We start from the raw sequence: 24,324 nt of genomic DNA on the forward strand, positions 1-24,324 counted from the left end.
AGTTATTGTTAGCTACCTTTCAGAAGCACAGGTTTGCGTTTTAGTATTGCCTTAAATGGACAAACGATAAGGAAATAAGGGATTACAGAGTAAAATTAAAAGATTATTTGAGTTGCTGTCTCCTTATATTAAATACCTAATTCATCGGGACCTTGTTATGACCATAGAATATATCGGAATATAGATGAAAAGCATGAATGCAGATGCCTTTCACAGGTGGGCGATCACTTTTTATTCTATGACGGAGGCGAAGACTATGAAACAATTAATCCCGTTGGAAGAGCCAAAGGCACACAAAAGACAAGGGGGGAATACCGGACGCCAAAATTAAACTCAGCAAAGAAAAATTTATCTACATACAATATATGATGTTGAAAAAAGGACATTTGGCCAAAATCTACGAATTGAAAGAATACGAGATTGTAAATTAAAAATGATTGTAAATATATCTGTTAGTAATATGCAGATATATTTACAATCCTTACCCAAAAAAACTAAATTGCCTCACCTAAACTTAAGCAATGGAAACCAACGACGAATTGACCTATCGTGTTTATACAACAAAAAGCGAAGCTGACAAAGCCATCAACTCTTTAAAAGGTATCTTACTTGGAATCGGTTTTGACGGGGTGATCACTGATGATGAAGTAAAGGAACTCGATAACTGGTGTAGCCTGCACCATGAACTGATCAACCGCAACCCGTTTCAGGAATTTATGGTTACGATCAAAGAAGCTTTAACACAAACAGACCATAGAACGGAACTGATCAGCGACCTGTTCTGGCTATGCCAGAAATACGAATCAGATAGTTACTATTATAACCCCGCTACAGCAGATCTTCAAACGTTACAGGGGATTTGCCACGGTATTCTTGCTGACGGCATAGTCGAGGATAAAGAAGTTATCGCATTAAAGAAATGGTTTTATAACAATGGTCACCTTGCTTCTTATTATCCCTACGATGAGATCAGGAGTTTGGTCGCTTCTGTGTTAGCTGATGGAGTAATCGATGAAATAGAACGCAGGCAGTTGAAGGCTTACTTCAGCGAATTTGTTAAACTGACCGATACTGCCTTAACGGCAAAGATCAAAGCGGATACAGAAGGGGTCATGATCAGTGGTATTTGCTCCCACGATCCCGTTCTTGAATTTCCGGGAAAATATTTTTGCTTTACGGGTGTTTCGGTAAAAGCCAAGCGGTCTGATATTGAAAAACAGATCAAAATAATGGGCGGAAGCTTTAATGGTTCCGTTACAAAATCTACTGATTACTTGATCATCGGTGATGGCGGCAACCCCTGCTGGGCATACGCCTGTTACGGGAGAAAAGTAGAATCTGCCATTGACCTACGTAAACAAGGGCATAAAATATTATTGGTCAACGAAAACGATTTTTGGAAAGCAGTAAACTATTAATTTAAGCATGGGTGCATTTTCATTTTATTATTGTCCCCTTTCATAAAGTAAATGATATATTAGATTTCTTAAGGAATTGATGAGCCAGGAGTTGCATACAGATAACAATACTTTTGATGGAAATGGAACCGATGATAGCATCATAGACATTACGGGCCAGTCCACTGCGATCATTTACGGCCAGGGGGATTCGGGCGTTGTCAGGTATCCTCCGGGTGTTCCCGCCTGGAAACACCAATATATTTATTCGGCAAGGGAACTGGATGCGGCAACGCCCGAACAAACAGATTTCTACCGTCATTTTAAAAAATGCTTCCTGTTGCATACCGCGCTTGATCTCGAAGGCAACACCAATTATGCTTTTATCTTATTATTCGACCTGCTTGCTGATTTCAAAAGCCATCATGAGCTGCCAAAACTGGAGAAACAGCTCGTTAGCCTGGCCGTAAACTATCCAAAAACGCGGCCTTATGGGCTTTCGATGCTCGGTCTGGCCATGCAAGAGGCAGGTGATGTAACAGGTATAGAACGTATCCGGGATTTTCAGCAGAACCCGGCAGGCGACTATAGCCTGAAATTAGGGGATAAATTTAGAAAAAAGCTCTTGTTAAAAGACAGGGAGGTAGAACTGCTCAACAGGATATGGTACCCGGACAACAATTTTTGCAGCATGGATTTTTGCCTGCTGGAAACCGTTAAGCTTTATCTGCTGGTCATTGACGCGCTGGAACACCGGTATAGAAAGGAGGGTACGGTGGCAGCTGTGGAATATAATACGCTGGCAGATTTCATTACCATGCGAAAGATTGGGAACGCTATCAATGATTATAATTACAAGTATACCATTCTGTCTTCCCTAAACGATATTTATACCTTGATCTTTAGGTACGCCGAAAACACGCTTCGGGAAGCTTATGGCCATACAAGGAAGCTGAACACCGAGCTGCATGATAAGGATACCGAGATTGCAGAGCTGTATGAGCAAAAATTACTAAGTAAACTGAGGCTGCTTTTGCCGGTTTGGGTATTGCGTGTGGAGCAGCCGGATGAAGCGACAGAAATAGCCCTTTTTAGCCGTAATACCGCCCGTTGGAAAACAAATTTTGAGCTGATTGCCAAAAAACACGGGCATGACCATGATAAATTTTACCAGGACATCCGGGAACTTGCCCGGCTGAACCTGCAGAATCCTTCCGTGGAAATGATCTGGTTTGAAGCTGCCCGTTTCATCGCGAAACAAGACAAAATCACATCTTTAAGACTTTATATTCAATATATTTACCAAGACCTCAATTCCGAAACTTTTGATAACAGGAAGCTGAATAAGACGATACAAAAAAACTTATTCAGCACCACCACTCAATTAGAAGAATTCGAGGCCATCATTACGGAACTGGTCATGGCAAAAGACCTGGATAAGGCCATGGACGCAGCGACCCATTTATACCAGCCCAAACGCAAAAAGATCACCCTTGACCGGAATGCGATCAGTGAGATCAGCGAAAAACATTCCGGTACCGTGGAGCTATTGAACCGCTACCTCGAAGATGAAACGGATGCTTTAGTAACGCAGTCCCTGCCGGACGAAGAGATCGTGATAAAGATCAATTCCCCCGAACCGGCCGTACAAGTAAAAATTTATTTTGATACGCTTGCATTTACGGAAGTGCAATTAGAAATACTCAACCTGTTCCGCAAGGCTAATTTAACTCTGCCCATCGTTGAGCTGGAAGCCTTCGCGAAGGAACATGGGGTATTTAAAAATCAGCTGGTCGACTGTATCAATGAACTTTGTTACGAGCTGCTGGATGACATCCTCATTGAAGAAGAAGAAGATAACTATATCATAAACGAAGACTATTATAAAAACATATTGATCAAATGATTACAAATATTAAACCTAAAGAAGCTACGTCCATTATCAATTCGCTCATTGGCGGTGTCGTACCGAAGATCGGGGTCCAGCATATTACCGTTGGCCGTTCCGATGAGATCAACGCGGTCGTTGCCGCTTTGGAGGATGTAAAGAACGGTCATAGTATGGTGAAGTTCTGGATCGGTGATTTTGGATCGGGTAAATCATTTATCCTGCATCTGCTGAACACCGTGGCACTCAAGCAAAAATTCGTGGTGGCAAATGCCGATTTTACGCCCGATAACAGGCTGTACTCTTCTGATGGAAAAGGTACTGCGCTCTATTCCGCCATTATCGATAATATAGCTATCCAGACAAAGCCGGAGGGAGGGGCCCTGCCCACGCTCATGGAAAAATGGATGGAGCAGGTCATTATGAAAACTGCCGAGGAAAACAACATCCCCCTGACGGCTATCCGTGATGCGCAATGCATGCAGCTGATCCAGTCCAATATTATGAAAACGATCAATGCGATCACCGATGTTGGCGGGTTCGATTTTGGTACGGTAGTCATGAAATATTATGAAGGTTTTATAAAAGATGATGAAGGCTTGCGCCGTAATGCGCTGAAGTGGCTGAAAGGAGAATATACGACCAAGACCGAGGCCAGGCAGGACCTTGGCGTACGGGAGATCATCAATGACCTGAATTACTATGACATGCTGAAGAACTTCTGTAAGCTGTTCGTAAGTATGGGTTACAGTGGTTTTGTGATCAATCTCGATGAAGCGATTAACCTTTACAAGATATCAACCGCGGTCATGCGGGAAAAGAACTATGAAAAGATCCTGAGCATTTATAATGACTGTTTCCAGGGCAAGGTGGAAAACCTATACATCAATTTCGCGGGCACAAGAGAATTCCTGGAAAATGAACGCCGGGGATTGTTCAGTTACCAGGCATTGAAAACCCGGCTGGAAACCAATAAATATGAAACAGCAGGGGTGAGGGATTTTGCACAGCCGGTGATCCGGCTTTTACCGATCACCAATGAAGAGATTTTTGTGTTGCTGAAAAAGCTTAAAGAGATTTTCGATCTGAATTACAAAACCGAGATCAATTTTGACGATGACGATATGGCCATGTTCATGGAAGAGATCTTCAATAAACCGGGCGCGGACGAGTTCCTGACACCGAGGGAGGTGATCCGCGATTTTTTAAATATCCTGAATATCCTCCGGCAAAACCCAGGATTTGACAAAGGTAAACTGCTCGGCGAGATCCAGATCGCAGACGAAAGGCCTGATGATCAGCTATTGGAAGGAATAGAGGAGCTATAATGTCATTTGACCTGTTATCCGTTCCGATCCGAAAATACATCCGCGAAAAACGCTGGGAACAGTTACGTCCGATCCAGACAGCGGCCATCGCCCGGATCATGACCACCGATGATAATTTTATACTGGCCTCCAGAACGGCGTCCGGTAAAACAGAAGCAGCGTTTTTGCCGATCCTGTCTAAGGTGGATTTCAATAGCCGGGGTGTTGCGGTGCTTTATATATCTCCCCTGATCGCACTTATTAATGACCAGTTCGAACGTATTGAAAAGTTATGCCAGAACTTGGAGGTGACCGTAACCAAGTGGCACGGAGAAGCCAACCGGACGCTCAAGGAAAAACTGATCAAGGAACCACAGGGGATCGTGCTGATCACACCGGAGTCGATCGAAGCCATGTTTGTGAACCGGCCCCCTCATGTGAAACTGCTTTTTTCCAATTTGCAATATGTCGTGATCGACGAGATCCATGCTTTCGTCGGTACCGATCGCGGGGTACAGCTGAAGTCGCTGTTGTCCCGCTTACAGGATGTACGTGCCGGCCAGCCTTTTAAGATCGTTGGCCTTTCTGCTACGCTGGGAGATTTTAATGAGGCCAAAAGATTTACCGGGGACGAAGCGCGTACCAAAGTGCTGATTGATAAATCGCCGAAAGAAATAGACGCTCACTTTCGTTTTTTTGAAGCGGAGACCGCCGAATTACCATTGGCCTTACTCAAAGATTTATACAAGGAAACGAGGGACGCAAAAGTGCTGATCTTTCCCAACAGCAGGGGAAAGGCAGAAGAAGTAGCTGTTAAGTTGCTGAAGATCTCCGAAAGGGTAGGTGGGCATAAAAATTATTTTTCGCATCATTCTTCCGTTGATAAACAGGTCAGGGAGTACGTGGAGGAGTTTGCTAAAAGCAGCACCCTGCAGCACTTTTCCATCGCCTGCACTTCCACGCTTGAACTCGGAATTGACATCGGCTCCGTTGATGAAGTGGTACAAATCGATGCAACCCATAGTATCGCATCCCTGATCCAGCGTATCGGAAGGAGCGGCCGTAAGGATGGTGTGACAAGCAAGCTTTTTTTGTATGCGACCGAACCATGGAGTCTGTTGCAATCCCTTGCTTGCTGGCTGCTTTACAAAGAAGGGTTTATCGAGCCACCGGCCAATAGTGATCTTTCCTATGATATTTTACTACACCAGGCCTTGTCGATCGTCAAGGGCAGGTCGGGCATCGTTAAGGATGACCTGCAAACACAGCTGCTGCACAATTTTGCGTTCTCCGCAATCGGGACGGACGATATCGATGCAGTTATCGGGCACTTAATAAACCTGGACCTGTTGGAGCAGGTCGGGAGAGAACTGATCATTGGCGTGGAAGGCGAAAAGATCGTCAACCGCCGTGACTTCTACAGCGCTTTCAAGACCGAAACTTTCTTTAAAGTGGTCAACGCCGGCAATACCATCGGCGAACTGCCCTACAGCCCGGGAATCATCGAAGATGAAAATATATTGCTGGCCGCAAAAATGTGGAAGATCATTTTCGTGGATTTTGACGCCAAAAAGATAGAGGTCAAAAAAGCGATTGACGGTAAACCGCCGGTGTTTTTTGGAGGAGGCGGCAATATACATCACCAGATCCGTCGGAAAATGTACGAGATCGCCTACGGTCAAGAGCAATACGTGATCCTGGATGAGCCTTGTGCGCTGGAGCTAAAGAAGTTACGGAGTTTCTTTGCCTCCTTCGCCATAAAGGATGTGGACAGGCAACAGCCCTTGTTCCAGGAAAAAAAACAGCTTTCCTTATTTACATTCAGCGGATCCCGTTTGAATAAGACCATTAGCCTGTTGCTGGACATCAACGGGTTACAGCATACATTCAGCGATCATGACAGCTGTTTTCACTTTAATATCACCGGGCAGGAACTTCGGGAAAACTGGAAAAAGTTTACCGCGTTCCCTGGCTACATAGATGTTTTCCTTCAGCAACAATTGGAAGAGAAACCCGCCCTGCTGGATTTTTCCAAATGGGGCGTTTATTTACCGGATTACCTGAAGATCCGCTTGCTGAAACAAAAATATTATGACTTGGATGCCGTGAAACAGGTTAATGACTGGATACTTGTTGAAAACCTGGAGGTCAGCTGATGAAACATACTTTTACAGCCATCGATTTTGAAACGGCACAAAGTAAGCGTTGGAGCATCTGCCAGGTGGGGCTGGTAAGGGTGGAAGGCCGGCAGGTCATTGAAAAGCTCAACCTGCTTGTCTGCCCGCCGGGTAATATATACCACCCCATGAATACACAGATACACGGGATAGAGGCCAGGCACACCGCAAGGGCGCCGAGTTTTGCATCGGTATGGCCACAGATCCGGCACTTTATTGACGGGCAAACAGTAGTTGCGCATAACGGGGCATTTGATTTCAGCTGTCTGTCACAAACACTCAGTTTTTATGATATCCTTCCTCCCCTGTATGAACGGCAATGTACCTATAAAATATTTGGCAAAGGTCTAGCCGCCTGCTGTATAGAGCACCGGATTGCGCTTAAGCATCATGATGCTCTGTCTGACGCGATGGCTTGTGCAAATCTTTACGTGATCCATTTGGACAGAACAAGTTAGCAGCAGGAATAACGAATAATATATACCTATTAAAATAATAAAATGATCGGTTGGTCGATATTCTTTTTCTGTGTGTTGCTTCTCCACCTGACCCGGCGAAAACCGAAGGTGAAAGGAAAACAAGCGTCGTCAAAGTCGACAGCCTTCAAGACACAACAGCGGCAATCAAAAGCGAAGATCACTATAGAGCGATCCGGAAAAACTGAACCGAATTACGAGCAGTTGTCCGTTTTACAACGTCCTTCGCAGGAGCAAATCGCTCCGCCGGTAATTTACACTTCCATAGCGGTCGCGCCGATCAAGGCAGATCCTCCAGGCAGTGACGTCAAGGCTTCTGTCCCTGCGGATAGAGGTATCGCGATAGATCAGGTTATTAATGACTCATTGGTTGACCGGCTCATAAAAAGTGGTGTTATGGCTCCAGATCCGAATGATGAGCCACACAGGGTTGTTACCGCTTTTCTGAAACCAACAGCCGAGGAGGTCATTCCACCTCCGGAGGAAAAAGTAGTGGCTGAAAGGGCGCAGGTATTGATACCCCCTACTTCAGGTATTCCACCCTGGGGCCACACTTATATTTATTCACGTGATGAACTTCGGTCAGCAAAGCCGGATCAAAAAAAATTTTATCAGTATTATAAGAATCGCTTTTACGCCGGTGAATTTATCGAAGTTGGTGAGGATACCAATTATGGCTTTATTCTATATTTTGACCTGATCCATGAATATAAGACTCATCTTGATCTTGACCTGCTGGAGAAGCAATTCGGGCAGTTGGACAAAAGTTGCCCGAAGACGCATAGTTATAGCCAAAGTTTCCTCATTGCGAAGATGCGCGAATTCGGGGATGAAGAGGGGCTGGCACGCCTTGGTTATGTCGAGCATTGGCGGACCCGCTACGAAAAACAGCTTAAACTGAGCAAAAGCGACCAGAAGTATTATGATGCCATTTACCTTTCCGGTAATAGCTTTATTAATATCGACCAATGCGGACTTGAAACGTTGCGCCTTTACATCAGGTCCATCGGCATATTAAAGGCACAATATAAATTGGCCGGAGCAACAATGGGTGATAGCTTTCACCTCATCCTTGACCTGATTGCCCGTAAGGAGAATCGTTACCACCTGAACAGCCCAAACTATAAGTATACCGTCGAAAAATCAAACCAGCTTTACCAGATTATACTGCACTATTGCGAAAACCAGCTCCGGGATATTTATCGTCATAAAAGAAAGATAAACCTAGTCAGTGATTACCATCATAAAGAAGTCATTGACTTCATAAACGATCACCTGATCAGGTACCTGGAATCCGGTAAACTGGAACTGATCAAAGACATTCCGGCTCCTCTTGAAGCGACTATCATCGCCTTAAATGCGGTCAATATTACCCGCTGGAAAGAGCACATTGAATTAACAGAAGCACATTTTACCAGCGTCGGTAAAACTGCTTTTCTGCAACAGGTCGAACAGGTGATCATGGAGAACAGGGATAACCCATCCCTGGAAACAATATTCCTGGAGTTGTCCAAATTTCTGGCACCTTTGGATAAAATAACTCGTCTGCAATACCACCTCCGCTATGTGCTGCAAAACGCACTGGCCAAAAAGCTGGTACTCAAGCCAGTATCCAAGCTTGTACAAAAAACTGTTTTTGAAACAGCAACGCAATACCAGCGCTTTGAAGCCATTGTAAAAAAACTGGGGGAAACCATGGACCTGGATACAGCAATGGTAGCTGTATCAGCCATTTATACGCCTGTAAGAAAAAAGATCCTGCTGGATACCGAAGCCATTAGGCAAGTGGTCGCAGAGCATTCAGAAACCGTCGAGGTCCTGAATGAATATCTGAAAGACGAGGAGGATGTTATACAAGCACAGACTGTCCCGCATTTAACCGGCCCTGGTTCTATTGAAACCAAAAAGATCGGAACAGAAAAAACCGAAACAGAAAAAACGGATACACCAGCCTATAAACAGGAAGTAATTGCCTCCCTGAATCAAACCGGATTACAATTACTGGAACTTTTCAGGTCTAATAACCTGCAATTGAGTGCGATACGTATTAATGATTTTTGCCGGGACAACGGCTTAATGAAAGGCGCGTTGATCGACTCGGTAAATGAACAGTTGTATGAACTGATCGATGATGTATTGATTGATGAAACTATGGATGAAGGATACGCAGTTAACCCGGAATATTTTCAACTGCTGGTCATCTGAAAGTGAGTTTATCCTGACTTTAAAGGTCTGAAATATTCTTTGTTTTCCAAGGTTGGGCTTTGTTAATTTATCTTTTTAAGTATTAACTTTAACTAATGAAACTCCAAAGGCCTGCTATAGGTGATAAAATTGCTCAAATAACCCTTTACCAACAAAAATCACTTGATGAACTCCGAATGATAAAACCCCTTTGGGCGTATGGGGAAAATGCTGATAAAATGTTAGATTATGCCCTACATCCCAAAAATCAGGAATATGTTATATTTCATGTCTATCCTTCCGAATTAGTGAGAAGCACGGAATTTTATGAAGTGAGTATCGATAAATTATTTACTGGGGTATTACTAAATGATAGCCGGGTTGCCGGAATATTAAACCGCTGGGATTGGGATGAATTTGTAGATCCACCCACTGTTGATTTTTGTGTAAATTTTAAGGGTAAGCTGTCATTATCCGACGGAAGGCATCGGACGAAAATAACTTTCCTCCTCGGACACATAGAGATGCCCATTGCAATACACAATACCGAAATTGAGCAAATTTCAAATATTATAAACCTCAACAAAATAGAAGGCTGAATAAAAAAAAGCATGGTCTACAATTTTAGTCTTACTTCTGCTTAATCAGTATGTGTAATCCTCCTTATGCGCTTAGCTAAAGCAACCAGCGCCAGTGTTAACGTGCTCTTTTTCCCTCATACCATTCGAAAAAGCGAAAGGTCTCGGCCCTTGGGTAATGCTCGTCCCGATCCGCCCTGTCGGTCTCCAGTGACCGCGCATTGATGATCGCCTGCGGGATATTCTCCCGTAAATTGGCATATAGCCTCGCCGCCGCCTGGAAACGCTGGCTTTTATCATAACCTGGAATATACCGCTCCAATTGCTCACTCACCTCATCACAGTCGCCAAAGTGCTGGCCGGTAGGGCGGAAGTGCAGCAGCAACCACATTTCAAAGCAAGGATTATTTTCTAAAACGATCACCCCTTTACGCTCTGCGGCAATTTTTAGCCGCTGGTAAACCGCCTGCTGGCCCTGGGCAATGATCGCATCCATATCGATCAAGGCGTAAACCCGGCTATAATCCTGTTTTAAGCTGATCCCACGCTCCAGTACCCCCTTGAAACTTCCCGCCTTACGCGGATAATCGGGCTTGATATCAAGCCCTTCCGGCCGGTCGGTATCCTTGAGGTCGCTGAAATAGATCTTTTCCGTAAAGCCGTCACCCACCAGTGCTACCGTGGACCTGCCGGACCTTTTTTTGATTGGTCTACCCATATTATTTATTCATCAATGGGCTGCCCAGGTTCGGTTTTGCGCCTAACCGCCCCGCGCGGTAAGCATTGATCAGGCTCGCTCCTTTACGTAGAGTCGCACTATCGAAATCAGCCGCGGAATACAGATCAGCGGATCCATCGTCCTTTTTTTCAATAAACCATAGCGCGTCCCGGCGGATGAAATCCTCTTCTTCCAGTAAGGCGATATTATGTGTAGTGATCAGCAGCTGTGAAAAAGTCGCATTAGCCAAAAAGGTTTGCAGGAAATGTTTCATCAGGTCCGGGTGCAGCGAACTTTCCAATTCATCAATGAGCAATAAAGCCTCATCATGGATCAGACGGTACATCGGGCCACCCAAGGCGAAATAACGCTGGGTGCCACGGCTCTCCGCACTTAGCGGCAGTTCAAAATTCCCGGTACCCGTTTCATGGGTAAAAGCCACCTTACGTTTAAAATCGGAAAGGTCTAAACCGGAAAGGATACCATCTCTTTTTTTTGTCGAGAACGGCGTATTGACATGAGCCGGATACAGATGCTCATAGACAAAATTAGGCCGGAGTCTAGGCTGGTAACTTTTTTCCGGATCGGCAGCAACCTTGCTGATCTGGCGGTCGGCCTTACGCATAAACGCCGCTATCCATTCCGCGGCAGCCGGGTTATCCACGATCATATCCGCGGTTGTTTCTGCTAAATCCGTGTCGCTCGTGATCATACCCAGGAAAAAACGTTTCATCCAGGTTTGCAAGGTATTCAATTCCGGTATATCCACATTGGTCTTGGTAAATGCACCCATGACACTGTTATTGTACAAGGTATTGCTTTCCAGGCGGTCACGTTCACGGGCGGGAACACCGATCTGGCTACCGAACTGTAGTTTTACCACCTGTTTTTCCGCATCCGTTTCCCGGCTGAACAGCAAGGTTGGTTTCGCCGAATGGAAAAAAACGAGCCGTTCACTGCGAATCATCGTCTTTGTAAATTCAAGCGTATAAATATGCCGGATATTATTCGCGTAAAAAGCCAGTTCCAGTGAAGAGGTTTGCTCCAGGGGGGCCTCACAAAATAAGAAAGGCTCAAAATCAAGTTCTTCCGATTTATTAAAAAAGGGCTCCAGCCAAAGCAGGCGGATAAATTCGAACACCTGCAATACCGTTGTCTTACCCGAAGCATTCGCACCGTAGATATACAACAGCTTCAATAGCCGCCTGTCATCCGGCATAACGGTCACATAAGCCTCATCCGTATCGTCCTTCGGCAATGCTGATTCAAAATTAAGTTCCACTTCGTCTCGTATCGGTCCGAAATTTCTTATTTTGATATGGTTAATCATTATTTCACTTGTTTTTGCAATTTATATTCAAATATATAAAAAATATATTTGCCAATATCAATTATTAAAGATGGTTGCTCTATTGCTAAGATGTTGGGCATATTGTAGGTTTTGTGCTTAGTCAAGGAGAGGGAGAGTTCAGAACCTCATTGTTTACTAACTGACTATTGATAGATTGCGTTTGCAATCTGTTAACGCTCTACGAATGACGATAGAACAGTTTTGAAATCTTCTATCATAACGTTTAATCGGCTTAGATTAAACAATTTAAAAGAAATCAGCAAGCCGTGTTTTGGTTGAACCAAAACGGCTTGCTGGGTAAACCCGGGAGCGCTGCTTCACTTCGTTCAAACAGTTTAAAAAAGAAAAACACCCTGTCAGGTGCTTTCTGTTTAATTGCTAATTGGAAATATATTCCTGTATCAGCGGGTAATCCCTTTCCAGGTTGAATGAATAACTGATGCCCTTTAGGTCGTCCTTCCTTAAACCCTCAAATTTTACCATACCGATTTGCTGCTCGTTTTTAAAAGGTGCAAGCCAACAATCAAAACCACTTTTACTCTGCTTGCTTTGGGATTCATAGTGGCTAAATACAAGGTAAAGATTACCCTTGACATTCTTGTAGTAAAGCGGGCAGCCTGTATTGATCGTGCCCTTAATATCTTCAGTTTTTTTGAATCCCCATATGTTAAGCTTTGTTAGCATTTGATTCATCTCATAAGTATGACGGTAGTGTACATCATCAGCCATTTTGTATTGGTGAATCTCATCCTCGGTCAGAGTATCTTTCAGGTAATGCCGGAATAATCCGTTTTGCTTAAGTGGCGACATCCTGTAATACCATTCCAGCAAATCGTGCCTGCCAACGCCCTCGGGCCAATCGTTGAACTGAGCCGTTTCAAGAAAATCTTGAAAGTGATGTTTCATCACAATAACGGAGGTTGGTTCAATCTTATCGTTGTTCCTTTTGAACATGACTGTTTTGCTACCAATTGTACTTATTCCGAATCCTCCCTCTTTTAGCCATTGGTAGATATAAGCTTCCTGAGACGGACTGCACTTTGCGTCTGCCCGGAAGTTTCTACCCTTTCTTAAAGTAACAAAGTCTGATAGGTTGTGATGGTTTGCCATAGGTTTTATATATGATGCCTGTACTAAAGTAACTTGCTTGACGCAATATTCCCAATGGTGTTGAAAACAACATGGCCTTTTTGCTTATAGTTATTATTCGGTAGTACCGATACACTTGTCTAAAAGACGGAATAACAAAAAAGACCTTTAGCGTGGCGATTAATTTTGCCGGGAGGGTTTGTATGGCAAGACCAAGGTTAGCATAGGACATTAAATTATCAAAGCGGTTTACATTCCGTTTATCTGAAGCGGAACTTCTACGTATTAACCGGGCCGCCGAAATTTGCGGTAAATCCCCAGGAACAGTAATCCGTGAAAAACTTTTAAAAGGGGGGGCTTAGATTTACTAATAATCAAAATGTAAAAGCAATGATGGCGGGTCGAGTACGTTTTGCTTTAGCTTGAAATGAATATATTTTTAAAAATCCATCAAGTCTTTAAGCGGTATTTCTAATCCTATCGACAATTCAATAAGCGAATTAAAAGACATATTAATGGCACCCTTTTCATATTGCTGGATGTCAGCGTGGTCGATATTACATTTTGCTGCAAGCTTTCTTAATGACAGGCCTTTACTTTTGCGGAGTGATTGCAAATGAATACCGAATTTAATTAAATGAGCTTTATAATTTTCACTTGCCATTGCAGATCGGGAGAACTGCGGAAAGTTGGCTGTTTTAATAAAAAATAGTGTTGGGTTTCAACCCAACACGCGTTAACTTTGCATACAAAGTTTATTATGTCACTTTATTATTAAATTGAAAAAGAGCCAATTGTATTTTGCCATAGCTTTGATATTTTTATGGCTATTAATTTATGCCTCGATTAAATTAGGCATAAATATTTATTGAAATTTAAAGTCCAGAAGTTCTTTTGGTTGCAAATCTAAACCCTTTGCCAATTCAAATATTGTAGAAAGCTGAATATTTGTTTTACCGTTTTCAATTTTTGAAATTTGACTATCGTCAAGGTTGCATCTCATAGCCAACGATCTAAGTGAAAGAGCTTTAGCTTCACGTAGTCGTTTTAAATGTTCACCAAAAGTTAATTGTAAATCTTCGTAATTGCCTTTCAAGTCCTTTATTTAATGATTTTCTAAATTTCCTTGAATAAAAATCAAAAATTGCGGATTTAAAATACCGCAAATCATTCTTTTTATTATATTTGTTTTGCGATACTTCTATAAAATTTGAAGCATCGCTTTTGTCTCGTTTTAGAAACGTCGGAAATTTCATACCCACGAGACGTAAGTGAATGCCCATATCTATAGCCATAGGTGTGGGCTCGCTTATCGTGGGGTGGCCTCCGACGGCCTCTAAACGCGCTAAGTTGAGTCCAGCCTATGGTTTTTTGCGTTTGACTGGCACACCTAATTTTAAGAATATGGAAGCGGTCATTATAAAACCAAAATTTAGCTCAAGCCTCACTTTCAAACAAGTGATGGAAAGATTTTTCAAGGTGCATACGCCTGAAGAAATCCAGTTGCTTTTCTGGAAATTTTTTCAATGCTGGGTAACCCGGGATTGCAATATCAAAGCGAACCTATCTGATGAGGAAGTAGCTCAGTTCTATGATCAATTGATGGAGCTGATCACTGCCACTCATAAATTATATGAAGCGAATGTGGCCATGCCAAGGCCACAGGAAGGAGAGGATCGTGAATAACCATGCTGTTCAATCATGGGTTCTGCTGATCTCACCAGCTGAGTAAAGCAAACCGCTCCAAGCCTTATCAGGCAAACTAATAATCTAATTATTTAATCACCATAAAATTGAAGCTAAAAACCAGCTTCCGGGCTTTCTATTGCCTTTTCTAAAGCGATTAAAACCTGAAATGAGATCAGTTAATTCAGATAAGATCACTGGCCGAACTTTTCGGCCATGGCTTTATGAAACGCCTGGTTGCTGGTTTCTTGCTGATTATTAACCTTAAACGTATTCAATGAAAAAGTATATCATTTTGTCAGCCATTAACTTGTTTTGTGGATTGATCAAAGCCCAAACTAATATGCCACCTCCTGCCGGTTTAAAAGTCGGCGATCAGGTTCCCGATTTTACTATAAATGTTATAAATCAAAAAGGCCCCTCTCCAAAATTATCGGACTTCAGGGGTAAACTCGTGATACTGGATTTTTGGGCGACCTGGTGCTCACCATGTGTCGGTATGATTTCCAAAATGGATTCGCTGCAAACAAAATTCGCGGGTAGTATCCAGTTTATACCAGTCACTTCACAATCTGAAAAGATCGTCACTTCTTTTATGGCTCGTTACCGAAAAAATAAAGCTCTAAAAAACGATCTTCCTGAAGTTGCCGGAGATCAGGAGATTCGAAAATTGTTTCCTCACTTCGCATTACCTCACTATGTATGGATAAACGGGGACGGCATTGTCGCTGCGATAACTGACGACAGAAATATTAACGCTGAGAATATTAGTAATCTGCTGTCCAAAAAACATGTTGAGCTGTCTGTAAAAACTGACATCAGGATCCCGTATAACAGGGACAAACCATTATTCATTAACACGAATGGAGGTAATGGCTCCGCGTTTATTTATCACTCTATGTTTGCCGGTTACTCCCCGGGGCTTCCTTTAGGCTGGTACATCCCGCTGCCCGATAGTAATAAAATGGAAAAGGTAACCATGATCAACGGAGAGCCTTTGACATTATTTCAGCTTGCATACCGGGATAGGAGTAGGTTCAACCGCAACCGGGTACAGTTACTTTCCAAAGACTCTATGATCATTATGTGCCATTCCAATGAGCCGGTCATGGATTGGTTCCAGAAGCATAGTTATTGCTACGATTTGTATTTGCCTGCAAAATTGGCTAAAAACAAGTTCGCAATTTTTAAGGAAGACCTCAGGCGATTCTTTCCTGACTATGAAGCGAAAATTGAAAGGCAGAATAGAAAATACCTTGCCCTGCAGCGCACCTCTGCTGTAGACAAACTAAAATCAACAGGCGGCGAACAGGTATGGACACAAGATCAGTTCGGGATGACACTGCATTATCAAAATTTCACCAGGTTCTACTGGGAACTTGATAACTATTTTTTTTCCTTATCTCCTTTGCCCCTGGTAGATGAAACCGGTATCAAAGGCGCAATTGATATTCGGCTCGAGGCAAACATGAGCAATGTGGTTTCCTTGAATAAGGCACTCGCAAATTATGATTTGCGGATTGTCGAAAAAACCGGTGACATCGACATCCTTGTGATCAGGGATAAGGCCCGGTTATCCGAGTAAGTAACCAATCAATTTAAACCTTAAAAAATTAATAATGAAAATACTTATAATCGCTTTTATACTCGCTTTTACCTTTTTTGAAATTCGGGCGCAATCTCCGGTATTTGGTAAAGTGGTTGACAGTGAAAGTCGTCAACCGCTTGCTGGCGCCACAATAAAAGTCAGCAAAGCCAACCTTTCTCTAACGACTGACAAGAATGGCAATTTTCAGTTTACACCCGGCAGCGGTGAATTAAAGATTGCTGTCAGTTATATCGGATATGCACCTTCAACCATAACAGTTAACCGCGAAGGGCAAGATTCTATTATTATCCGATTGCAAAAGACGAACAATGAACTGAAAGAAGTCGTCGTTTCGACCGGTTATCAAAATATCCCAAAAGAGCGGGCAACCGGTTCATTCGAAAAGGTTAATAACGAATTGATTAACCGCAGGGTTAGTACCGATATCATCAGCAGGCTGGAAGATGCCGTCCCGGGTTTGGTGTTCAATCGTTCGACAAGCAATGCATCTTACCAAACACAAATTAGCATACGCGGGCAAAGTACCATCTTTGGCAAAGCTGATCCGCTTATTGTCATTGACAATTTTCCTTACGATGGGAATATTAACAATATCAATCCCAATGATGTTGAAAGTATAACTATTCTGAAAGATGCTGCCGCGGCCTCAATTTGGGGTGCAAAAGCCGGAAATGGCGTTATCGTAATCACCACCAAAAAAGGCAGGTACAGCCAGGCTCCGAAAGTATCGTTCAACAGCAACGTGACCATCGGGGAAAAACCGGACTTGTTTTACCAGTCCAGAATATCCACTCAGGCATACATTGAACAGGAAAAACTACTCTTTGGCAAAGGATTTTATAAACGGGATGAAACTTCAGCCAATAAAAACCCTCTTACTCCGGTCGTGGAATTATTGATCGCAGCACGGGACGGGAAAATATCCGCGGCGGAAGCAAATGCACAAATTGAATCACTGAAGGGCCTGGACGTTAGAAATGACTATAAAAAGTATTTGTTCCAACAGAGCGTACAACAACAATATAGCGTAAATCTGTCTGGCGGGACTACTAATCAAAGCTACTATGTATCGGCCGGTTACGATAAAAACATCGCTAACCTGGTAAATAATCAGTATAACAGGGTTTCAGTCAATGCCAACCATACTTACAACTTCTTTAACAACCATCTGGACGTAGGTACTGGAATCTCCTACATTCAAAGCGACAATATTGTAAACAATCAGGGAACAACCGGTATATACTTTTCATCTGCAAGCGGATCGCCATTGTATCCTTATGCGAAGCTTGCCGATCAATCGGGCAATCTGTTACCCGTAACCCATGATTACCGGTCATCTTTTATCACAACCGCAAATAAAGCAGGGCTGTTAAACTGGGAATATAACCCGGTTCAGGAAGTGAGAATTGCTGATAACCATGCCAAAACAACCGACTACAGGTTCAATTTAGATCTCGTATATAAGATCATACCCGGGCTAAATGCAAGCGCTCTTTATTATTATGGCCGGACTACCGGAATTAACAGTACGATTAATAGCCAGGATAGCTATTTCACGCGTGATCTCATCAACAAATTTTCCAGGGTAACCGGAACCGGGTCAATTATTTATCCCGTGCCATTAGGCGGCATAGCCAATTTTGGCAATTCTATTGCTATTGCACAAAATTTTAGGGGGCAGGTCAACTATGCGAAAAACTGGAATGGCAAAAGCGACTTAACCGCTATTGCAGGTTATGAGATTCGTGACACCCATACATCGAACGATCAGCATCGCGAATACGGTTATGATCCGGAACATGCGACAATCGGTAAAGTTGACTATGTAAACTTTTACCCGCTTTATTACAATGGCGGCTCCGCCCTGCAGATTCCAAATGGTGATTTCCTGTCAGATCTTACAGACCGTTACCGCTCTTATTATGCAAACATGGCTTACAATTATGATAACAGGTATACGGTATCTGCAAGTGGCCGGATTGATCAATCAAATTTATTTGGAGTAAAAACAAATCAAAAAGGAGTTCCGCTTTGGTCTGCAGGTGTCGCATGGAACATCTCCAATGAATCATTTTATCATGTTGGTTGGCTGTCTGTGCTGAAACTTCGCGCAACTTATGGTTACAACGGCAACGTTAACAAATCGGTTACCGCTTACACAACAGCCCGTTACAACAGCGGCATCGATAACCTTTCGGGGTTGCCCTACGCAACGATCACAAACCCGCCCAACCAGGACCTTGTATGGGAAAGAGTCAAGGTCATCAACCTGGGTGTGGATTTCCAGGCACTAAACAGGCGAATAAGCGGAACGCTGGAATATTACCACAAAAATGGCATTGACCTCATTGGCAATGCACCTTTTGCGCCATCGACAGGTATTACCGAATTCCGTGGAAATGTATCAAACAATAGCGGGTATGGATATGATGTTTCGATCCAAAGCCGAAATCTGACCGGTGGTTTTAAATGGACGACAAATTTTTTGTTTAGTAAAGCTGCAGATAAAGTAACTAACTATAAGATCAAGGCCGATGCATTAACATTTTTACAATTAGTATATCCATTCGAAGGAAAACCGCTCTACGGAATTTACAGTTTCAAAACAGCCGGGCTTGATCCTGCAACAGGAGATCCGCAAGGTTACCTTAGCGGTAAAGTGAGTAAAGATTACACGGCAATAATCAATGCGACAACACCGGATAGTTTGAAATTTAACGGACCTGCAAGGCCCACGATTTTCGGTAGCTTAAGAAATGCTTTCAGCTATAAAGGTTTTACACTTTCTGCAAATATAAGTTATCGATTTGGTTACTACTTCAGGCGCAGTTCCGTGAATTACGCAACTATACTTACCGGCCAGGGGGGACATGGTGATTTTGAAAAACGATGGATGAAACCCGGAGATGAAGCTTTCACGCAAATACCTTCCATGCCGGCTACAAACAACGGCAACCGGAATAATTTTTATATGTATTCATCCTCGCTGATTGAAAAAGCCGATCATATCCGTTTACAGGATATTAATCTGAGTTATTCCCTTAGCAAAGAAAAGTTCAAATGGCTTCCGGTAACAAACATTCAGGTATATGCTTACGCTAACAACCTGGGCATTTTATGGAAAGCGACAAAAACGTCACTCGACCCGGACTATCCTATCGCCCAGTTTCCTCCAGTGAAAACATATGCTTTCGGAATTAGAGCTGATTTATAAATCATAAAACACGATCATCATGAAACTTAAATATAATAAAAGGTCGGTAAGCATCATTTGCTATATAATACCAATCATACTATGCACACTTTTGATATCCTGCAAAAAAGATTTTCTGGACAAAAAACCCGATAAGGCTTTGCTGGTGCCCACTACTTTGCAAGACTTTCAAGCCCTGCTAAACAACCTCACTATTATGAATGCGGCTCCGTCTTTGAACATGATAGCAGGTGACGAATTTCTCCTGCCTGACGAAAATTTAGAATACCTCGATATCTCCGAAGTAAACAGCTATTCCTGGAATCCATATTTAGGCGCGCGGCTATTGGACTGGGAAACACCTTATCAGCAGGTTTTTTATGCAAACGTCATACTGGAAGGAGTGGAAAAACTCTCGCCCGATCAGTCATCACAACAGCAAAGAGATCAGATAAAAGGAAATGCTTTGTTCTTCAGGGCGAGAGCCTTTTATAACCTGGCACAGGAATTCGCAAAACCATACATTAAAGCTTCTGCTTCAACTGATCCGGGAATCCCATTACGACTAAAAAGCGATGTAAATGAGAAGTCAGTCAGGGCAAGTGTTCAGCAAACTTATGATCAAATTATCACAGATCTCAATGCTGCAAAAAACCTGCTTCCACAAAAACCAGCGCTGAACACTATGGCATCACAACTAGCAGTGAATGCATTGTTATCAAGGATGTATCTAAGCATGAATGATTACACGAATGCAAAAAAAGCGGCCGATGATTATCTCGCCGTGAATAATCAACTTATAAACTACAACACATTAACAGCGGCCGGCATCAACCCTTTTCCACAATCCATAAAAGATGGAAATCAAGAGGTCGTTTTTTACGGAGATTTGATTAGTGCGCTTTTTAACTTTTTCTCTCCTTACATCAATCCTGATCTTTACAATTCTTACGATCAAAACGACCTTAGAAAATCGCTTTTGTTTGCTGATGATGGTACAGGGAAGTATTCATTCGTCGGTGATTATACCGGGTTTGCATACCGGTTATTTGGAGGACTGTCCACCGATGAAGTTTACCTGAACCGGGCAGAATGTTTGGCGAGAAACAACGATTTAAATGCTGCGCTCAAAGACTTAAACTTCCTGTTGATTAACAGATATAAAACCGGAACGTTTACTCCGATAATGTCAACCAACGCTGACGAAGTCATTTCAATTATATTGAAAGAACGGCGTAAAGAATTAACAGCAAGGGGGATTCGCTGGTCGGACCTTAGGCGCTTAAACCTGGAAGATAAATATAAAACCACATTATCACGTATGATAAATGGTAGGCTTTTGTCATTGCCGCCGAACGATAATAAATATGTATTCCCTATACCTGACAATGAGATAGCCGGTAGCGGCATACCGCAAAATCCACGATAAAATAAAAGGGAGGCAATTGCCTCCCTTTTATTTTTTTAAGGCACCTGTACAAATGTGCCTGGTGTTGTGCTAATCGGATCAGATGGATCCATATTCGGGTTTTGGCCTTCCGGGTATTCGGCTTTACAAACAGGCGGCGTAAGGTTGTTACATAAATCGTTGCTATCAGCAATAACATAAGTACCATTTGCACGTTTCCCCCAAAAAACAGTGGCATCTTTGTGGAAATTTGTAGCGTAAGCTGCACCGGTACCTAATAAAATAGCGATAACAGCCAGATTGATTTTTAATCTTTTCATTTTGAAAGGACATTTTTATAAATCAAAAAACATCAAAAAACTTTAGTTGAAAATGTGATTACTGCCTACTCTATTTTACGGGTTTTCGGCATCTCCTGGTTGATCGTGCACGACCTTGCCGGCACGATCCATGGTTACCATTCATTAGTTTAATTGTCACCAGTTCTCCTTTCTTTAGTGAATAATTTTATCGCGATTGAAATCAAGGCCAAAACAGAAATATTAAAAATTAAGTGGGTCTTCCACCCCATGTGCTTAAGTATTCCGCCACAAGAGCAAGGGAATCTTTCCCAATAACCAAGGAGTACAAGGGAAATATAACCTGTAAAAAGCGCCATTAAGATGAATGAAATGATTAAACCGGCAAGTCTCGTTTTATCAAAAACAAGACTTGCAGCGGCAATTAACTCTACCTCTGGCAACGCGTAAATCAGCGTGTTGGCAACCCATAGAGGAAATGTTTGGTTATGCATTTGACCTTTGAATTCTTCAAATGTTAGCAATTTGCTTAATGCTGCATAAACCCACAGCAAAATCAAAAAAAACTCAATTACTGCCAGCCATTTGGAGTTTTGGAATATCATAAAACAAAGGTGTAGGAGCAATAATGACATAGAATGTCACTCGGGATTTTTTATGATATATTTTTTTTGAAGACGGTCATAAGTGATTTCATGACCCTGATCGCGGAGATGTGCAATCATTCTTTTAACCGTACGGACACTACAGCTGAAACGGTCCGCCGTAACCTCGAGCGAACGGAACCTATTCTTCCGTATCTGTTCTAATATATATGCTAATCGCTGTTCGTAGGTCCTGTAGTCCATTTTTCATGCTGCCGGTTTACAGTATGAAATTGCCTGTTTTACAGGAAGTAAGCTATTAGTTAAACTTATAAATTATTCGATATTTAGCTTTTCAATGTCACTGTTGTAGACATTGATATGTTCCGGGAGGTTCTCTTTTTTCCTTTTGATCGCGTCAGACCAGAATCGCCCGATCTTCCTGATCGTAAGCATAAAATTGTGATAATTGATGTAGGTACCAAACTTCGGCTTTGGCAGTAAAATAAAAGGAGAGATCTCAAGAATCTCGGCAATTTCATAGATCCTCTTAATCGTCAGGTCGGTTTCATTCCGCTCAAGATTGGAATAGGCAGCCTGTGATATATCCAGCATAAAAGACATATACTGCTGGCTGTAGTTCTTTGTTAAGCGCTGTATCCGTATTTTTTCTCCAATCGAATCCATATAAAAGTTTGCCAGGGTTTCCTATAAGCTAAGGTAATAAAATACAAGTTAACCTTTTAGCTATCGGTATTGCATTACGACAATTTCGTGTAATTCATAATACTGTGAAGAAACACAATTGTTTTACAATGGAAGACTTAACAGACAACATTGCGTCAGAGTTAAAAGGAGGGGCCAGTCAGTGCGCTTATAACATCGCAGTTTCCGCTTCAGTCGGAGGCCTTTTCGGCGGCGTTGGCGCTGCAGTAGGCGCGATCGCCGCGGCAACAGGCCCGTCCTGCCTCGGCTGGTGGTAAATCAGGTGCCGGGGCCAAACCCGGCACTTTCATGCCTTAAAAACCAAAGCGCACACCATACCTCCAAGCGCTCCATAAAAATGCACTTCATTGTTCACAAGCGGGTTGGCCGCTTTTATCTGGTAAAGAATTAAAAACACAATATAAATGAGTGCGGCGTACATATTTATCACACCCCCAATCAGCGGCATATAAAATGCGATGTGATAAGGTTGCAATATCATAAAACTCATCATACAGCCAAGAACGCTGCCAGAGGCCCCCGCACTTGAAAATTCGATATCATTTCTGTGCCTGAGAAAGGTAAAAAATGTCCCGCAGACACAGCTGCATAGATAAATAACAGCGAACCAAAAGCTCCCCATTGTATTTACGCTTCTCAAGTATTCTTCCAATTGGGATCCAACGGCAAACAAGGCGAATACATTGACGAAAAGATGCACCACATCATTGTGTATCAGATCTGAACTAAAGAGCCTGTAGTATTCTTTTTTCCTATTTACAGTAACTGGGTGCAAAATCGCTGCAAAAAACAAACGCTGATTTTTTAGTGCTAACAAGCTGCATGCAGTCATCGTGGCGATTAATAAAAGGCAAACAGGAGATTCCTGCGGATTGAAATTATTTGAACGGGTCATAGGTTCTCCCAAGTTAATTCACAATTACTTTAACTAATAACTTATCATTTCAACTTATAGGTAGTTGCACGATGGCAGCAGAATTTTACCAAAAATTCTATTGTATGAAAATCTGGAACAACTACCTGTTTAATTTTATTGTGCTATGCCTTCTTTCCTGCATACTCATCTGGCTTACAGATAAATTTATTTTAACCAGTGAATTTTTCAGCCGTAATGGCCAATATCTATCGGGCTCACCTGATCAGGAATTAATGGTGTATAACCTTTTACAAAAATGGATCTATGCATCAGCAATAACCTACCTCGCAGTGAGGATCATAGCAGTCAGTTTAATTCTTTATACGGCGCTCTACCTTTTAGAGGTTTCTGTTTCTTTTCAACAAGTGCTACGGATAGTAACGCTTTCTGAGTACGTCTTTTTATTACCCGCCGCTACAAAGTTCCTTCATTTTTATTTTTTAGAACCAGTATTTACACTGGAAGACTGGCACCGGTATTACGCGCTCTCCGCCCTGATGCTGGTGAGTGAAATTCCGGCAGACTGGCATTATGCACTGCAGGCTATCAATATTTTTGAAGTTGCATATTGGTTTTTACTTGCAGCAGGTATCCATAAGGAGACCGGTATGAACTACGACTCCAGCCTTAAAGTTGTAATTCGATTTTATCTCCCTGCCTTTCTGATCTGGATCTGCCTGCTGACATTTTCAGCGGTCATCTATTTTCCGGCGACATCTTAACATTCATCCAAATACC

22 protein-coding genes are annotated in these 24,324 nt (G+C 42.6%); 12 read left to right on the forward strand and 10 right to left on the reverse strand.

Annotation, left to right across the window (positions count from 1 at the left end):
- Positions 1 to 521: 521 nt before the first annotated feature.
- From WC743_RS00315 to WC743_RS00345, 7 genes are all read left to right on the forward strand, one after another.
- Positions 522 to 1,418: a BRCT domain-containing protein gene (locus WC743_RS00315; RefSeq protein WP_373009718.1), complete on the forward strand. Its 897-nt coding sequence runs from the start codon at positions 522 to 524 to the stop codon at positions 1,416 to 1,418.
- 79 nt (positions 1,419 to 1,497) lie between these two features.
- Positions 1,498 to 3,303: a tellurite resistance TerB C-terminal domain-containing protein gene (locus tag WC743_RS00320; protein WP_373009719.1), complete on the forward strand. Its 1,806-nt coding sequence runs from the start codon at positions 1,498 to 1,500 to the stop codon at positions 3,301 to 3,303.
- Positions 3,300 to 4,613, forward strand: coding sequence for an ATP-binding protein (locus WC743_RS00325; RefSeq protein ID WP_373009720.1), 1,314 nt, complete (start codon positions 3,300 to 3,302; stop codon positions 4,611 to 4,613). Before WC743_RS00320 ends, WC743_RS00325 begins: the two co-directional genes overlap by 4 nt.
- Positions 4,613 to 6,748, forward strand: a complete 2,136-nt coding sequence (locus WC743_RS00330) for a DEAD/DEAH box helicase (protein WP_373009721.1) — start codon at positions 4,613 to 4,615, stop codon at positions 6,746 to 6,748. Before WC743_RS00325 ends, WC743_RS00330 begins: the two co-directional genes overlap by 1 nt.
- On the forward strand, positions 6,748 to 7,227 hold the full coding sequence (locus tag WC743_RS00335) for an exonuclease domain-containing protein (RefSeq protein ID WP_373009722.1): 480 nt from the start codon (positions 6,748 to 6,750) through the stop codon (positions 7,225 to 7,227). The genes WC743_RS00330 and WC743_RS00335 overlap by 1 nt, the downstream gene beginning before the upstream one ends.
- Before the next feature lie 108 nt (positions 7,228 to 7,335).
- Positions 7,336 to 9,450, forward strand: a complete 2,115-nt coding sequence (locus WC743_RS00340) for a tellurite resistance TerB C-terminal domain-containing protein (protein ID WP_373009723.1) — start codon at positions 7,336 to 7,338, stop codon at positions 9,448 to 9,450.
- A gap of 95 nt (positions 9,451 to 9,545) precedes the next feature.
- Complete coding sequence (locus WC743_RS00345; RefSeq protein ID WP_373009724.1) at positions 9,546 to 10,028, forward strand: hypothetical protein; 483 nt, start codon at positions 9,546 to 9,548, stop codon at positions 10,026 to 10,028.
- A gap of 97 nt (positions 10,029 to 10,125) precedes the next feature.
- On the opposite strand, the gene WC743_RS00350 is transcribed toward WC743_RS00345, so the two are convergent.
- From WC743_RS00350 to WC743_RS00370, 5 genes are all read right to left on the reverse strand, one after another.
- Positions 10,126 to 10,725, reverse strand: a complete 600-nt coding sequence (locus WC743_RS00350) for an RloB family protein (RefSeq protein ID WP_373009725.1) — start codon at positions 10,723 to 10,725, stop codon at positions 10,126 to 10,128.
- A 1-nt stretch (position 10,726) separates the two neighbouring features.
- A complete protein-coding gene (locus tag WC743_RS00355) occupies positions 10,727 to 12,055 on the reverse strand; it encodes an ATP/GTP-binding protein (protein ID WP_373009726.1) in 1,329 nt (442 codons plus the stop codon).
- Positions 12,056 to 12,454: 399 nt separating this feature from the next.
- Positions 12,455 to 13,186, reverse strand: a complete 732-nt coding sequence (locus WC743_RS00360; protein ID WP_373009727.1) for a hypothetical protein — start codon at positions 13,184 to 13,186, stop codon at positions 12,455 to 12,457.
- Between the two features lie 418 nt (positions 13,187 to 13,604).
- A complete protein-coding gene (locus WC743_RS00365) occupies positions 13,605 to 13,829 on the reverse strand; it encodes a helix-turn-helix domain-containing protein (RefSeq protein ID WP_373009728.1) in 225 nt (74 codons plus the stop codon).
- A gap of 201 nt (positions 13,830 to 14,030) precedes the next feature.
- Positions 14,031 to 14,261: a helix-turn-helix domain-containing protein gene (locus WC743_RS00370; protein ID WP_373009729.1), complete on the reverse strand. Its 231-nt coding sequence runs from the start codon at positions 14,259 to 14,261 to the stop codon at positions 14,031 to 14,033.
- 365 nt (positions 14,262 to 14,626) lie between these two features.
- Here WC743_RS00370 and WC743_RS00375 point away from each other — a divergent pair, with 365 nt between their 5' ends.
- The 4 genes from WC743_RS00375 to WC743_RS00390 all read left to right on the forward strand — a co-directional run bounded on the left by WC743_RS00375 (position 14,627) and on the right by WC743_RS00390 (position 21,082).
- The gene (locus WC743_RS00375) at positions 14,627 to 14,851 is read left to right on the forward strand and encodes a hypothetical protein (RefSeq protein WP_373009730.1); all 225 of its coding nucleotides are present in this window, start codon (positions 14,627 to 14,629) and stop codon (positions 14,849 to 14,851) included.
- A gap of 277 nt (positions 14,852 to 15,128) precedes the next feature.
- Positions 15,129 to 16,436: a TlpA family protein disulfide reductase gene (locus WC743_RS00380; protein WP_373009731.1), complete on the forward strand. Its 1,308-nt coding sequence runs from the start codon at positions 15,129 to 15,131 to the stop codon at positions 16,434 to 16,436.
- A 34-nt stretch (positions 16,437 to 16,470) separates the two neighbouring features.
- Entirely contained in the window at positions 16,471 to 19,674 is a 3,204-nt protein-coding gene (locus tag WC743_RS00385; RefSeq protein ID WP_373009732.1) for a SusC/RagA family TonB-linked outer membrane protein, read from the forward strand.
- A 19-nt stretch (positions 19,675 to 19,693) separates the two neighbouring features.
- Positions 19,694 to 21,082 (forward strand): RagB/SusD family nutrient uptake outer membrane protein, encoded by a 1,389-nt coding sequence (locus tag WC743_RS00390; RefSeq protein WP_373009733.1) that lies wholly within the window; start codon positions 19,694 to 19,696, stop codon positions 21,080 to 21,082.
- A 35-nt stretch (positions 21,083 to 21,117) separates the two neighbouring features.
- Here WC743_RS00390 and WC743_RS00395 read toward each other — a convergent pair whose 3' ends face one another.
- From WC743_RS00395 to WC743_RS00415, 5 genes are all read right to left on the reverse strand, one after another.
- Positions 21,118 to 21,381 carry a DUF6520 family protein gene (locus tag WC743_RS00395; RefSeq protein ID WP_373009734.1) on the reverse strand — a complete coding sequence of 88 codons (264 nt, stop codon included), beginning with the start codon at positions 21,379 to 21,381 and terminating at the stop codon, positions 21,118 to 21,120.
- 149 nt (positions 21,382 to 21,530) lie between these two features.
- Positions 21,531 to 21,965, reverse strand: a complete 435-nt coding sequence (locus WC743_RS00400) for a MauE/DoxX family redox-associated membrane protein (protein ID WP_373009735.1) — start codon at positions 21,963 to 21,965, stop codon at positions 21,531 to 21,533.
- A gap of 36 nt (positions 21,966 to 22,001) precedes the next feature.
- Complete coding sequence (locus tag WC743_RS00405; protein ID WP_373009736.1) at positions 22,002 to 22,208, reverse strand: HTH domain-containing protein; 207 nt, start codon at positions 22,206 to 22,208, stop codon at positions 22,002 to 22,004.
- A 72-nt stretch (positions 22,209 to 22,280) separates the two neighbouring features.
- The gene (locus WC743_RS00410; RefSeq protein ID WP_373009737.1) at positions 22,281 to 22,631 is read right to left on the reverse strand and encodes a helix-turn-helix domain-containing protein; all 351 of its coding nucleotides are present in this window, start codon (positions 22,629 to 22,631) and stop codon (positions 22,281 to 22,283) included.
- Between the two features lie 325 nt (positions 22,632 to 22,956).
- On the reverse strand, positions 22,957 to 23,565 hold the full coding sequence (locus WC743_RS00415) for a rhomboid family intramembrane serine protease (RefSeq protein WP_373009738.1): 609 nt from the start codon (positions 23,563 to 23,565) through the stop codon (positions 22,957 to 22,959).
- A gap of 104 nt (positions 23,566 to 23,669) precedes the next feature.
- Here WC743_RS00415 and WC743_RS00420 point away from each other — a divergent pair, with 104 nt between their 5' ends.
- Positions 23,670 to 24,308, forward strand: a complete 639-nt coding sequence (locus tag WC743_RS00420) for a hypothetical protein (RefSeq protein ID WP_373009739.1) — start codon at positions 23,670 to 23,672, stop codon at positions 24,306 to 24,308.
- The last annotated feature ends 16 nt before the right edge of the window (positions 24,309 to 24,324 follow it).

It is taken from the genome of Mucilaginibacter sp. (assembly GCF_041660805.1).
Lineage (GTDB): Bacteria > Bacteroidota > Bacteroidia > Sphingobacteriales > Sphingobacteriaceae > Mucilaginibacter.